This is a genomic window from Mariniplasma anaerobium (genome assembly GCF_016865445.1).
In the GTDB taxonomy this organism is placed as follows: Bacteria; Bacillota_I; Bacilli_A; order Acholeplasmatales; family Acholeplasmataceae; genus Mariniplasma; species Mariniplasma anaerobium.
Genome location: NZ_AP024412.1, coordinates 85,122 through 97,442, shown reverse-complemented (window position 1 = coordinate 97,442; position 12,321 = coordinate 85,122). Strand labels below are relative to the sequence as shown.

Annotated in this window: 19 protein-coding genes; all 19 read right to left on the bottom strand. The window is 30.2% G+C overall.

The window, feature by feature from the left end; genetic code table 11:
- Positions 1–151 precede the first annotated feature (151 nt).
- Complete coding sequence (locus MPAN_RS09060) at positions 152–277, bottom strand: SHOCT domain-containing protein (RefSeq protein ID WP_176239076.1); 126 nt, start codon at positions 275–277, stop codon at positions 152–154.
- A 78-nt stretch (positions 278–355) separates the two neighbouring features.
- Entirely contained in the window at positions 356–982 is a 627-nt protein-coding gene (locus MPAN_RS00480; protein WP_231756782.1) for an SHOCT domain-containing protein, read from the bottom strand.
- A gap of 152 nt (positions 983–1,134) precedes the next feature.
- The gene (locus MPAN_RS00475) at positions 1,135–1,653 is read right to left on the bottom strand and encodes an SHOCT domain-containing protein (protein ID WP_176239075.1); all 519 of its coding nucleotides are present in this window, start codon (positions 1,651–1,653) and stop codon (positions 1,135–1,137) included.
- A 94-nt stretch (positions 1,654–1,747) separates the two neighbouring features.
- Entirely contained in the window at positions 1,748–2,020 is a 273-nt protein-coding gene (locus MPAN_RS00470; RefSeq protein WP_176239074.1) for an HNH endonuclease, read from the bottom strand.
- A gap of 188 nt (positions 2,021–2,208) precedes the next feature.
- Complete coding sequence (locus MPAN_RS00465; RefSeq protein ID WP_176239073.1) at positions 2,209–3,771, bottom strand: recombinase family protein; 1,563 nt, start codon at positions 3,769–3,771, stop codon at positions 2,209–2,211.
- 53 nt (positions 3,772–3,824) lie between these two features.
- The gene (locus tag MPAN_RS00460) at positions 3,825–5,354 is read right to left on the bottom strand and encodes a recombinase family protein (RefSeq protein WP_176239072.1); all 1,530 of its coding nucleotides are present in this window, start codon (positions 5,352–5,354) and stop codon (positions 3,825–3,827) included.
- A gap of 192 nt (positions 5,355–5,546) precedes the next feature.
- Entirely contained in the window at positions 5,547–5,789 is a 243-nt protein-coding gene (locus MPAN_RS00455; RefSeq protein WP_176239071.1) for a hypothetical protein, read from the bottom strand.
- Positions 5,776–5,991: a helix-turn-helix domain-containing protein gene (locus MPAN_RS00450; RefSeq protein ID WP_176239070.1), complete on the bottom strand. Its 216-nt coding sequence runs from the start codon at positions 5,989–5,991 to the stop codon at positions 5,776–5,778. The genes MPAN_RS00455 and MPAN_RS00450 overlap by 14 nt, the downstream gene beginning before the upstream one ends.
- 25 nt (positions 5,992–6,016) lie before the next feature.
- The gene (locus MPAN_RS00445; RefSeq protein WP_176239069.1) at positions 6,017–6,448 is read right to left on the bottom strand and encodes an HU family DNA-binding protein; all 432 of its coding nucleotides are present in this window, start codon (positions 6,446–6,448) and stop codon (positions 6,017–6,019) included.
- Between the two features lie 12 nt (positions 6,449–6,460).
- Complete coding sequence (locus tag MPAN_RS00440; RefSeq protein WP_176239068.1) at positions 6,461–6,781, bottom strand: DUF960 family protein; 321 nt, start codon at positions 6,779–6,781, stop codon at positions 6,461–6,463.
- Positions 6,771–7,040 carry a hypothetical protein gene (locus tag MPAN_RS00435; protein WP_176239067.1) on the bottom strand — a complete coding sequence of 90 codons (270 nt, stop codon included), beginning with the start codon at positions 7,038–7,040 and terminating at the stop codon, positions 6,771–6,773. Before MPAN_RS00435 ends, MPAN_RS00440 begins: the two co-directional genes overlap by 11 nt.
- A 19-nt stretch (positions 7,041–7,059) precedes the next feature.
- A complete protein-coding gene (locus MPAN_RS00430; protein ID WP_176239066.1) occupies positions 7,060–7,491 on the bottom strand; it encodes a hypothetical protein in 432 nt (143 codons plus the stop codon).
- Complete coding sequence (locus tag MPAN_RS00425) at positions 7,484–7,963, bottom strand: JAB domain-containing protein (protein ID WP_231756780.1); 480 nt, start codon at positions 7,961–7,963, stop codon at positions 7,484–7,486. Before MPAN_RS00425 ends, MPAN_RS00430 begins: the two co-directional genes overlap by 8 nt.
- Positions 7,944–8,252: a hypothetical protein gene (locus MPAN_RS00420; RefSeq protein ID WP_176239064.1), complete on the bottom strand. Its 309-nt coding sequence runs from the start codon at positions 8,250–8,252 to the stop codon at positions 7,944–7,946. The genes MPAN_RS00425 and MPAN_RS00420 overlap by 20 nt, the downstream gene beginning before the upstream one ends.
- Before the next feature lie 41 nt (positions 8,253–8,293).
- Positions 8,294–8,908 (bottom strand): Ntn hydrolase family protein, encoded by a 615-nt coding sequence (locus tag MPAN_RS00415; RefSeq protein ID WP_176239063.1) that lies wholly within the window; start codon positions 8,906–8,908, stop codon positions 8,294–8,296.
- Between the two features lie 10 nt (positions 8,909–8,918).
- Entirely contained in the window at positions 8,919–9,314 is a 396-nt protein-coding gene (locus MPAN_RS00410; RefSeq protein WP_176239062.1) for a DUF3846 domain-containing protein, read from the bottom strand.
- Between the two features lie 170 nt (positions 9,315–9,484).
- Positions 9,485–9,880: a hypothetical protein gene (locus tag MPAN_RS00405; RefSeq protein WP_176239061.1), complete on the bottom strand. Its 396-nt coding sequence runs from the start codon at positions 9,878–9,880 to the stop codon at positions 9,485–9,487.
- 277 nt (positions 9,881–10,157) lie between these two features.
- On the bottom strand, positions 10,158–10,322 hold the full coding sequence (locus MPAN_RS00400) for a hypothetical protein (protein ID WP_176239060.1): 165 nt from the start codon (positions 10,320–10,322) through the stop codon (positions 10,158–10,160).
- Complete coding sequence (locus tag MPAN_RS00395; protein WP_176239059.1) at positions 10,312–12,084, bottom strand: DUF927 domain-containing protein; 1,773 nt, start codon at positions 12,082–12,084, stop codon at positions 10,312–10,314. The genes MPAN_RS00400 and MPAN_RS00395 overlap by 11 nt, the downstream gene beginning before the upstream one ends.
- Positions 12,085–12,321 lie beyond the last annotated feature (237 nt).

The window sequence follows — 12,321 nt, the reverse complement described above, 5'->3', positions numbered from 1 at the left end:
ATATAGAAATCTAAATTACATAGATAGTTTTGGTAACTCTTCATAATAATATACAGCTGAACAATTTTATAATATGGCGCTGAAAAAATTATCCGAAATTTACTTACTTTGGTGAGTTTATGTCTCTGTGAAGACCTCTGTCAAAAAAAATTTATTCCAACAACTTTCTTTTTTCAAGATTGAATTCTTCTTCACTTAATATACCCATATCAAATAATTCTTTCAATTGCTTCAGTTCGTTAATATAATTTGTATCATTTACTTCTACAAAAATCATTTAAAGTTTTAATTTTAATGCTATTTTCACTTGAAACATCATTTCTTGATTTTTTAATTATAAAATCAGTTTTTCCAACTATCGTGATAATATTTCTTTCTTCCTAGCCTCAAATTCATCCTTAGTTAGAATATCCATATCTAGTAATTCTTTCAACTCTTTTAATTCACTTATGTAGTTTGTTGTTGCTGGTGTTTTTGGAGAATCACTTTGTATTGTTTCTCCATCTTCACTTGGCTCTTCCTCTTCCGTGGGGTTATCTTGAGTTATAAGAATTAAATCGCTTAATATAATTTGCAATGTTTTGTTAATCATGTCGTTTTTTATATCATATACGACTTTAATTCGATCGTAAGTCTCTGATTTATCTTCTTGACCAGACGTTTTTGTAATCGAATTGACATCACTCTTAAAAACAATATATGTTTCATTTTTTTCATCTGTTATTAAACCGAGTAGATTTGATGCTTTTGTAGAAATTAACAATTCTGATTTGAATACTAATTTTTTCAATACTACACCCACAAAACATCTTGCTTTGGAAGTCAGCAATAGTCCTACTGCTAGCTTGGGTAAAACTGCCGATGGCCCAGCATACATAAATACGGCTTTTTCATCACCAAGCATTTGATTTTGTAGATACTCAAGAACACCATTTCCATTCTTGTGATTTATAAAAATATTATCTTTATTTAATTCATTCATTCTTATTTCCCTCCAATTTAATGAGTTTTTAAAAAATTATGTGATGTTTTCTTAATCCATATTTTACTTCGTATAATCCACATGATGCCTCTTTCATATAAACTAAGTGAAGTTATTGGTTTAAGTTCAATATTATATATTTAAAATATTATCTATTTTTTGCTCATGTTTGATAAGATTTGATGTTTTTTCTTATTAAACTCAGCTTCAGTTAATATTCCTTGATCTACTAATTCTTTCAATTGCTTCAGTTCGTTAATGTAATTTGTATCATTTACTTCTACAAAATCATTTGAAGTTTCAATTTTAACGCTATTTTCACTGGGATTGAAGCAAGCTCGCATGATTATTTTATATATTTTTTCATTAACTTCTAATAGGCTATTTTTTCCATCTCTAAATTTTATCGCAATTGTATATTTTCCCTTTTTTTTCCCCGATATTGCCCCACCAAGTAACCCTATTGGTCCAAGCAAAACGGCACCTATTGCTCCTCTAGCAACTGCACTTGATGCACTTTTCCTATGTTCATCAGTTATAACTTCATAACTTTCAATATATTTTGAATTCAATGGAATATGTTTATGTTTTTCACAAATATTTGGAAAACCTGAAATCATTAAAATACTTGCTGATTTATAGTCTCCTGCTATTACTGAACTTAGAATCATATTTAACTCCTTCTTAACGTTTATTTATAGGTCGGTAAATCATTACTTATTTTTTTAACAGTTCTTTTTCTAGTACTTATTTTCAAATCCTATCTCAAATCTCATTTTGATAATAACGAATAGTTAAGGTCGCTCCGTTCCCTTTCTTTGGTTCGTATATAATTTGATCTTTATCTGACATCAGATCTCTCATAGCTTTGCAACAAATGGGCATTCGATGATTTCTTCCAGGATATCCACCTAGCTCTCTATGAATATTTCCAGCTATTAAATCTATATAGTCACCACTCATCTGTTCTATTTTTTTATGTAGTATATCTTTAAAATCATTATAATTATGGTTTTTAATTATATCTATTTTTTTCATGTAACTCCCCTTTTCTTGTAAGGTTTTTTTTACAATTATATTTATCACTTGATAAGCTTACAATTTCTCCCCTAATACTTAATCACTTTTATTTATTATATCATTTTAAGTTTAATATTGTAATATCATCTTAGTTTTTGCAATAAAAAAATGATATCCAAAACAAAGATATCATTCAATTATAATTATTAATTTCTCCAAATTCTCATAAGTAATGATCTATCTATACTAGCAATTTCAATATCAAAGTCACAAAGTTTTCTTGTAATCATATCATAGTTGATATAGGCTTTGATGATTTCATTTGTAATGACCAAACGAGAAAGCATTTCATATATAAATTTTCCTAAATCATCATAATTTTCTTTACTTTTCCATAAATTCTTGAATTTTTTTATAGTTTTTGCCAATTTTTCATTTGTGATTCGCTTAAGTAATTCCATACGTCTTTGTTTTTGTCTAAGTTCTCGTTCTATTTTAGCCATTTCATTTTTAGTCTCTTCTGCATCCTCTAAGGCAAATATTGAAAAATTAGAACTAACTAGTTGTTTTGCTTTTTCTTGAAGTATAGTTTCAATAGATGACATTCTGCTTTTTAATGCTTTGATCTCTTGTTTTATTTTATCTCTTTCTATCTTGATTTGATCATTTATATCCTTTGTTCTCTCAGATAGATTATTCATTGAAAGAAAATCTTTAATAACAAACTCCTTTACCCAATTATCTATATATAATACGGGTATATCTTTAGACTTGCATCTACCTTGTTTGTAGTTAAGATGTCCATAGTATGCATAAGGTATATTTCTTCTTTTAGAAAACGAAGCTCCTCCGCTATATGCCATACCACAATAACCACACTCTAATCTCCCACTCATAAGATATTTTGTAGGTTTGAATTCTATAACGCTTGAATTTCTTCTTTTGTTTAACATATGCTGCACTTTATCAAATGTTTGTTTATCAATGATTTGAGGCAGTCCACCAGGTATTCTAACAATATCATCCTCATTATTGACTCGATCACTTCTTTTACCTCTGCTTTTTTTCTTAGTTGATAGGTTAAACACATACTCACCAATATATTTTCTATTTCTTAGAATTTCATAAAAACTGTTTGAAAAAGGTCTTCCTCTTTTAGATAGATATCCCTCTTCGTTCAAATAGTCTTTAATTTCTTGTCGTGACCAACCTGCAGCTGTTTTATTGAATATGATTTTTACAGACTCCGCTTCTTTTTTATTAATAATGTAGTGCTTATTTTCATCAACATCAAAACCTAACGGTGGTATGCCTCCAATGGCAATACCTTTTTTAGCATTTTGCATTACCCCAGCAAATGATCTTTTAGCCAAATGCTTTGAGTAATATTCGTTGATACCTGCTGTAATGAGCGAGAAAAGATGCCCTTCTGGTGAACTGTCAAATTTTTCCTCAACACTTATGATCATAATGCCATGTTGTTTGAGTATCTTTTGATAGAACATCTGATCTTCTACATTTCTAGCTAGTCTTGATAGATCATAGACCAATAGATAACCCCATTTAGAGTGTTCACTATCTTCAATCATACGTTGAAATGCTTTTCTTTGATCACTAGTCCCTGTTTGTGCTTCATCAATGTATTGCTCAATAAGTGTAATGTCATGTTTCTTACAAAAAGCTTCTATTCTTTCTAATTGATGATCTATACTTTGTTGTTGTTGCTTATCTGATGAATATCTACAGTAGCAACTTGCATATCTTTTCATTATTTTTTCCTCCTAAATGAAAAAAGGAAATCCATTTTGGATTTCCTTTTAGTTTATTTTTCTAATATTTTAATTTCTATATTCTCTGGACCGATTTTTACACAATCTACAATAACTCTAGTAAGTTGTTTTTCAATAATCTTATTTTTTAGCAAATCCTCTGCTGTAAAAGAATCTATTTCTTTTTTGTTTACTATTTGACTATATTGATTAATACTCTTATTTGCTAAAGCTAGTTTAATTTTAAGTTCTTCAATGTGATTGGAGTCTTTTTCTATTTTCTTTTCAAGAGATTTTTTAATTGCATCTCTTATTCCTGGCTCAACTAGACGATCTGTTGCAATTTCTATCGCTTGATTTATATTAGCTATCGATTTATTAATCGATTTTTTCAATCGTCTTTTAGATTCTAGTGAATCTTTAAATATTGTTTTATCAAAAGAATCAGTCTTAATAAATGCATTAATGGTATCAAGGACAATTTGCTGTACTTGATTTTCAATGGTTAAAGCATCTATACCCTTGCTGGTACATGTCTTACCATTTACTTTCAAATGATTTGGACAAATATACTGCCTTCTTCTTGGTTTTCCTTTTCCTGTACTTTGAGAAGATCCAACCATACCAGTATGACACAGTTCACATTCAATAATTCCAGTTAATAGATATTCTGAATCTTTATATATGGTTTTTCTAATATCGATTATTTTTTGAACTTCTTCAAACTGTTTCTTAGTGACAATCGGCTCTTTGATGCCATCTTCAACCCATACTTCATCAAAGGATTTCTTTACAAGATCACTTTGTTTTCTATCCTCTCTATTATATCTATAGACACCACTGTACTTAACATTAGTTAATATATCACGTATCGTGCTTTTAGTGAATTCATTACCTTTTCTTGTTTTGATATTTCTATTTTTTAAATCTGAAATGATATCATTATACGAGTATCCAAGTTCAAATTTGTCATATATGTCTGCAACTACCACTGCTTCTTCTGCTCTAATGATCAAGAAATTATTCTCATCAAACTCATATCCATAGTTTGCTACTCCACCACCTGAATGACCTTTTGAAGTTTTATTTATCAAAACTGCCTTAGTATCTTCTGCTATTTTATGAACATAGTATTGATTGATTGCTGCCATAATCTCAAATTGAAGATTAGCTACAGCTGACATCTCTCCACTATCTTCGATGGTTATAACAAGTGTGCCTTTTTTTCCAAATGATTCTCTATAATTTTTTAAATCAGTGGTATTTCTTGAAAACCTATCCCACTTCGAAACAACTACAGCTTGAATGAATCCATCATCCACTGCCTCAATCAGTTTCTTAAATTCGGCTCTTCCTTCAACTGTCATTCCAGATACATTATCTTCTTGATAAGTTTTTTTTAAATTCAAGTATTTTTTATTTTGATCAATAAAATCTTCGCACTGCTTGACTTGAGTTGATAGTGCTTCATTTGATAAATCTTCTTTGGATTTTCTAGCATAAATTGCAGTAGTTACTTTTCCACCAAAAGATTTTTGTATGTTTTCTAAGACTTTTATCTCATCTTGACTTAATGCTCTCATATTTACCCCTATATTTTAATTTTTTTATTGAAATTTGCATATTGTAATTATATCTTATATTACTTTTAAAAGCAAAAATCAGTTATACTTTTAAAAGCTATTTTAATCATTTCTAATCTCTATTAGATATATTTTTATTCTTATTGAAAAAAAACATTTTTAAAGAGGCTAAAGAAGTAAGATTTTCAGGTCCTACTTCTTTTTTAAGTGTTTTTGTGCCTTTTCAGTAAATCTTATCTCAATTTTATTATTACGATGATAAATAGTAAATAAGTTATCAATTGTAACGTAGTTACCTCTCATCGCTGAATGCAATATGATGCGCTCATAGTAGTGCATTAATGTTCTTACCAGATTGACTTCAAGACCTGTTCGTATTGCTAATAAGTCTGCAATTTGTTTTTCATCCATGATTTTGGGTTTACTTTGCCTCATAATCAAACAACTCCTTCAAAGTTACTCCTAAGCATGTAGAGAGTCTTTCTAATGTATCAAGCTTTGGATTTGTTTTTCCGTTTTCAATATTCATGAGCGTTGTATAGTCAACAAATGATAGCATACTAAGTTCTCCTCTTGACATCTTTCTTTCATTACGTAGCTTTGTTATACGTTTCCCTAGTTTGATATTTTCTTTCATCTCTTATACTCTTTTCTGTTGTGGTCTATGTGCTTACCTTAGTTTTTTTAGGTTCTTTCTTCTTCACTGTTGTCTTTGCAACTTCTTTAACTTCTTTTCCATCAACAAATCTACAAATCTTATCTGGCATTTTACCATTACCATCTGCAACAAATGCTTTGAATCCTTGTCCTAAACGAACCTTCACAGTAAGACGCTCTGGTATTTCGTAGGTTTGTCCATTTAGTTTAGATGTCATTTTAAACCCTGGTTTTTTTACCGGAGTAAAACTTACGTAGTTCTTCTTGATAATCTTATACCCTTCTTTCACATACTGCATTGTTAGTTTTTGCTCTAATTCAATCACTTTTGTCACAAGTGGTGCATGTAGTGATAGCTCATCTGCAATCTGTTTTGCAATCGTCAGTTGATCGATTGATTTCATATTTTCTTCTGGTTTGTATTTGGCTTTTGCCATATTTCTTTCCTCCTAATATTCACTCGATAGTAACATCGTACTATGATCGATATCATCAATCACGAATACCTTGATTTGATCTAAGCTTATATAATCGTTTAATTTTTTTACTTTATGCACTTTTTTATAAGCTGGATCTTCTTGTCTATGCTCTATTTCGATATGATTTTCTTTTACTTTAAATTCAAATACCTGTAGATAGTCCACTTGTTCAGCTACTACTACCTTATCAATTTCACTCCACATAAATATCTGTATCTCTAGTGGTACCGTCTCACTAATACCCCTAGTTAAGTACCTCGTACTACGGCTAAAAGTGCATTTATGCTTCATCATCTTTTACTCCTAATACAGTAAGTCGCTCTGCAATAAACTTATATGTCTGTGCATCACTACTGCTTACTTTTGCTTTTATACCCATTAAATTACCTTTTCTGATATATGATTCATCTATCATTTTATCTGGTATTTCAATTCCTATCTTATTGTGATTATCGTTATTAGTTATTATATCTAACGTGACTTTTAACACTTCACTGTTAAATGATTCAATTTTTTGAACTCTGCCTACAAATATACATTGATTGAGCATTTTTAATTAACCTCTTTTCCTATTTATTTTCATAGATCTCTGCAAATATAATTCTTGCATCATCTACTAACCCTATCGTTGACAATAGGTATCTATCTTTTTCTTTATAACTATTAACTAGTAGTATAGGTAGTCCTTCCTCTACACTAATAGCAGCCATATATTGAATACTTCCTGCTAGTAGCTTAGCTAGTATTTCTTTAACAGTACTAGGGCTAAAATTTGTTACAGTTATAGTCTTTTTATATACATCGTAGATATCTGAGATTATCGCCATATTAAGCCCTTTTTTACTATGTCCCATTATCTCATCAAATGTTTTTGGCATATCTACTGGTAGATAAGGTATCATCGTCTTATGTTGATACACTGTAACAACTATCTCATTAGATACTACCTCTATCATCATCGGCCCATTGAGTACTACTACCCCTAGTAGTTCTTTAAACATTACTACCCCCTCCTATATAACTCTCTTTATTTTCTTTACTTGAGTAGTACTTATCATTAGTAACTATAAGGTGGTCTATTAGAGTCACTCCTATGAGTTCTCCTGCTTGAGTCATCTGTTTAGTAGCATTCCTATCTGCTAGTGAAGGATCTACATGGCCGCTAGGGTGATTATGTGCGATAATAATCGCATGTGAATTTGTAAGTATAGCCGCCTTAAATATTTCTCTGGGGTGTATGAGGTTTTGTGATAATGTGCCTATATGAGCAATTTCAAAATATGTAATTTTATTTTTGATATCCAACCCTATTACCCCTAGTACTTCACGATCTTTTTTTGCAAGCATATGGGAAAAGAATCTAGCAGCATCTTTAGGACATGTAATATTCAAATTAAAGGGTGATACCCTTTTCTTTTTATGTATACTTACCTCTACTAGGTTGTAGTAGTCTTTATGATGGTTCTCTATCATCATCTTTAATCCTCACTCTCATTGAGTTCTTACTACTATTAAAAAATTGCTTCTCTTTTGCGACCTGTACGTTACCTTGTCTATCTTTTACTACCAAAGTTCTTTCTACATAACCAGATAAATCATGGTCCCTATTTCCAAATCTCATGTTATTTACAATATTACCCTTAAATAATTGATTAATCTCACTGCCACGTTTCTGTGGATGATGATATCTCTTGTTAGATTGTTTGTTTTTTGGATGATATTGCTTTTTGTTTGCTACTGCATACTGTCTGCTCTTATTCAAGATGTTCACTTCCTTCCTAGTTTATCTATAAAAAGAACTCACTAACTAAGTGAGTTCTTTTCTTTCTCGTCTTGAATAACGACTACATCTTTATTTTTAGTGTTAATTATTACTATTGGATAGCTTACATAAATATCATTTCCTATAGCTGATTCTATTGCTTTAACAATTCTATGAATAGGCCCATCTTGATTTAATGTGTATAAACTACTTCTAGCCTCTATTTGTCCTGACCCTATCGCTTCATATTCACTTATCTCTGATACAGCACCATCAACACTAATCTTATAGAGCTTATCTCTATATCCAATGAGATATTCATTTTGCATTTTTGGTATAAAGTCTTTTGATTCTAAAAGTTTATGCGTCTCCATTTGATCCATGATATTTTTAACTACATGCTGACTCACATAACTAAAATCTACTAGCTGACTCCTCAGTGTCTTAGCATCAATTAATCCATTGATGTTTTTAGTGATGTTTATTCCTCTAACTAATCCAGCAGAACCCATCACTACCGATACCTCTTCATCTGGATGCCAAATCTTTCTATTGTTAGGATGATATTGGTTGTTCTTACAACCACCTTGTGTAATTTGGCTATCTGCTCCTAAATAGACTACTCCTTTATCTACTACACCAACTATAACGCTCATTAATTCCTCCTTATTTAAATAATTTTTTAGGAATGATAACTACATTTCCTACCGCATGGATTCCATATAGCTTACTCGATAACTGATTTAATGGTAATCGCATCAGTAAGCCTTCTTCATTAACTATTATATGATAGGTTTTATTATTTGTTGGATATAGTTCTATGTATCCATTCACATATTCTTGTAGCTCTTTTAATGAAAAACATTCATCTTTAGCTTTGACAATTTCAACCTTGTAATCTGGAGTAATTATAAGTCCTTCTTTTTTATTTAACCCAAGATTATACATTCTCATAGGTATAACTACATTTTCGTTACATGTTGTGCAGCAAATGCCTGTAGTTACTGGCATAGCATTGTGCTCATCTCCTTTGATTTCCTTTTCACAAATAGAACATTTCATATTTTTCCTCCTTATTTAATTTTATGTAAAAAATAATTACTCTTTGTTCACATATTTATAATATATATTTTAAAAACTTACATTCCCAATTTATAGTCAAATCTTCTATTTTTAAATTGAGAGAGACCACTTATAAATAAGCAGTCTCTTTGGTGTAATCTATTAAATTATTATTTATACAACTTAATATAAATACCTTTTTTGTAATCGTTATCTTCAAATACAATTAGAGGGTATAGATCTATCTTATAAGTCGATGCTTTTTCAATCGATATCGCATGGTTAATCTGTGAATTGATAAAAGTTTCAATGTTGATATCTATTTCTTGAGTTACATTCTCGATACATTGACTCATCACTATAAAATCTCTAGATTTGGTATACCACGCTTTATAAAAATATTGTAATATGCATTTCGCGATATCTTCTTCTGATAAATTGTTTTGTTCCTTGAAATAAAGTTCTCTTGATTTCACTTTACCCCCATCTATACTATTAAGTAATATTATGTTGCTTGCTGCAGAAACTAATTGACACATTGCTTCTCTAAATTCATTTGCTTTCATATTATTTTTCCTTCTTTCTTAGTTTTTTTATCCTCTTGGATGGATGATTAAAAAATGCTAGTAGTAATTGTGATCCCTAGAAACAAACATGACATTTCATAAAATGATAAATGACCGAGCAGTCGTCCATGCTAAGATTTTAGGCTGCGAGACTTAAAATGAAAATGTCTTTATATCCGCCAAGTAACAACTGAGTTCTGCGTAACACAGAGAAAACTTTCTAGGGATATATCCATTACATTAAATATTGTTCTTTAAGAATTATTTATTATGATTATTACTTACCATGTTTTCTATCTTTTATCTGACTAATAGCAGAAACGATTAACTTTTCAATACTTGGATTTCCTTTGTATGTTTTAAGTGCTTTTTCAATCTTCTTTTGGTATGATTTTTGCTCTTTTTGTTCATAAAGAATACTTCTAGATATTTTAATTCTCATGATCTTCATCCTCGATAAAAATGCTATCAATATCAGTTTCGTACTTCACATCTGACACGGGTGTCTCTATTTCTGAATTCTGTTCATCTTTGATAGGTGATGCATACCAAGGTATTAGTGTTTCTTCATCTTTTGTGAATTCAAATTTAATGGTTCTAAGTTTAAGTCTTGAATCACTGATTGAATATCTATCTTTTTGTTTTTGAATAACACCTTTATCATGCCAATATTTATAAATAACTCTTGTATCATAAATATAATTAGACTTCAATACCCCTTCGACTTTGGCCGTTGGAATAGTTACAACAACTTTTTCACCAATATATCTAAAATGACCATATAGCAAACCAGACGCTACTTGGTGTGTTATGGAATGTTTATCTAGTTTTTCGAAGTGTCTATGGCTTTCTGTAATAAATTCTTTTATAACTTCTAATGCTTTTTCACCAATATGTCGTTGTTTTACTTCTTTTTGATCTTTTGATATCAAATATTCAAGTATTTCATCAGGATCTAATTCATTATATTTCAAAAGTTCTTGACCTAATTTAGCTGTCATATAAAGGATCGTTAACTTACTAGAAATTCTAGATGTCAAATTATCCTTTAAAACAAGCTTATTTAAAACTTCTTCTTTGCACTTTTCATAAAACTGCTCTAAATCAGCCTTTTTCTTACTTTTTAATGCTTCTACATATTTTCTTCCAATGTGTCCGTAGTTTGATCCTATAAATCTTTTAATCTCTTCAGCATGTTTTGCGGATTGTGTAAATATCAATCCATCTGTATCAATTATTCGAGAAACGATACCCATCCTACTTTCAGAATCTGATATAACAGGTGTTTCAGATGTAATAAATATTGCTCCAGACCAACTCAACCCCTGTTCACTACGTTCTGAGCCTGATGCCATACGATTTTTCGGTTCACTTTGAGCTAATTGATAAATCATTTCTGTACGATTTTTTAACCCACCTGTTGTTGCATCATCTAACGTTATAGGAACACCTGAAATTCCTCTTAAGCTAAACATCAGTGCATTTAATGTTGAATTAAATGTCCGAACTAATCCTAAATTACTAATCTTAGGTTCACCCCAAAGTGATGCTATAAACATTGCAGTTGTCGTTTTCCCAGAACTACTAGCTCCAGATAGATTGATTAGCATTGTTCCAACATCGGCGTAATCCTTAAGATAACTGGCCATTACTGATGAAAGCCCTAATACAAGTGCAAAACGCATGCTCTTGCAAGAAAGTATCATATCTTCCATGAAATTATTGTAATCTTTTTCAGATCCTGACTTAAACTTGATATTTGTATCATCAAATATAGATTTATGTCCATTAGGTAATATTGAATCTCCTAAAAGAAATATAGGGTTTTCATTTTCTTGTTTTAAGTATCCTAGTGTTTCGTGAAAATATTGATACCTATTTTGATTTTGTGCTTCTTGAGCTGAATAAGTTAAATAATCCCTTAAAGCATTTGCAAATTTAAAACTAATGAAAAATTCTCTTTTTGTAAGTGTTTCTATAATGCTTTCTTGACTCTTAATGGTAGAAGCAAGATTAACAACAAATTCAACAATTTTGTTTGGTTGATAGATTTCTAAGACTACTCTGGTTTCTAAATCGGGTTTATCAATAAATTTAATGATTGATTTTACCCAAATTCCATTGCATACAGACGGGTAAACATTTCCTTTGCTATCGACATAGTCCATCATGTTTGTCGAAAGATTTTTTACTAAATAACTCATATTTTCTTTCCTTTTCAAAACAAAAAAAGGATAAGCCATTTTGGCTTACCCTTCGTTTTGATCCTCTCTTTTATTTTTGTGATCTTTTTTACTAAAAAGTCTAAAAAGTTAATTTGCTGAATTATTCAGCCTAATTAAATCATAAGCACCACCTCTTTCCATTTTTGGGTCTACTAATTATATATAATCAATATATAGTTGGGTCTACTAATTATATATAATAGAATATAGTGTATA

Excerpts from the sequence above, each read along its gene's own strand:
- MPAN_RS09060 (WP_176239076.1), bottom strand. The coding sequence starts at position 277 with ATGATTTTTGTAGAAGTAAATGATACAAATTATATTAACGAACTGAAG.
- MPAN_RS00480 (WP_231756782.1), bottom strand. The coding sequence starts at position 982 with ATGAATGAATTAAATAAAGATAATATTTTTATAAATCACAAGAATGGA.
- MPAN_RS00475 (WP_176239075.1), bottom strand. The coding sequence starts at position 1,653 with ATGATTCTAAGTTCAGTAATAGCAGGAGACTATAAATCAGCAAGTATT.
- MPAN_RS00470 (WP_176239074.1), bottom strand. The coding sequence starts at position 2,020 with ATGAAAAAAATAGATATAATTAAAAACCATAATTATAATGATTTTAAA.
- MPAN_RS00465 (WP_176239073.1), bottom strand. The coding sequence starts at position 3,771 with ATGAAAAGATATGCAAGTTGCTACTGTAGATATTCATCAGATAAGCAA.
- MPAN_RS00460 (WP_176239072.1), bottom strand. The coding sequence starts at position 5,354 with ATGAGAGCATTAAGTCAAGATGAGATAAAAGTCTTAGAAAACATACAA.
- MPAN_RS00455 (WP_176239071.1), bottom strand. The coding sequence starts at position 5,789 with ATGAGGCAAAGTAAACCCAAAATCATGGATGAAAAACAAATTGCAGAC.
- MPAN_RS00450 (WP_176239070.1), bottom strand. The coding sequence starts at position 5,991 with ATGAAAGAAAATATCAAACTAGGGAAACGTATAACAAAGCTACGTAAT.
- MPAN_RS00445 (WP_176239069.1), bottom strand. The coding sequence starts at position 6,448 with ATGGCAAAAGCCAAATACAAACCAGAAGAAAATATGAAATCAATCGAT.
- MPAN_RS00440 (WP_176239068.1), bottom strand. The coding sequence starts at position 6,781 with ATGAAGCATAAATGCACTTTTAGCCGTAGTACGAGGTACTTAACTAGG.
- MPAN_RS00435 (WP_176239067.1), bottom strand. The coding sequence starts at position 7,040 with ATGCTCAATCAATGTATATTTGTAGGCAGAGTTCAAAAAATTGAATCA.
- MPAN_RS00430 (WP_176239066.1), bottom strand. The coding sequence starts at position 7,491 with ATGTTTAAAGAACTACTAGGGGTAGTAGTACTCAATGGGCCGATGATG.
- MPAN_RS00425 (WP_231756780.1), bottom strand. The coding sequence starts at position 7,963 with ATGATAGAGAACCATCATAAAGACTACTACAACCTAGTAGAGGTAAGT.
- MPAN_RS00415 (WP_176239063.1), bottom strand. The coding sequence starts at position 8,908 with ATGAGCGTTATAGTTGGTGTAGTAGATAAAGGAGTAGTCTATTTAGGA.
- MPAN_RS00410 (WP_176239062.1), bottom strand. The coding sequence starts at position 9,314 with ATGAAATGTTCTATTTGTGAAAAGGAAATCAAAGGAGATGAGCACAAT.
- MPAN_RS00405 (WP_176239061.1), bottom strand. The coding sequence starts at position 9,880 with ATGAAAGCAAATGAATTTAGAGAAGCAATGTGTCAATTAGTTTCTGCA.
- MPAN_RS00400 (WP_176239060.1), bottom strand. The coding sequence starts at position 10,322 with ATGAGAATTAAAATATCTAGAAGTATTCTTTATGAACAAAAAGAGCAA.
- MPAN_RS00395 (WP_176239059.1), bottom strand. The coding sequence starts at position 12,084 with ATGAGTTATTTAGTAAAAAATCTTTCGACAAACATGATGGACTATGTC.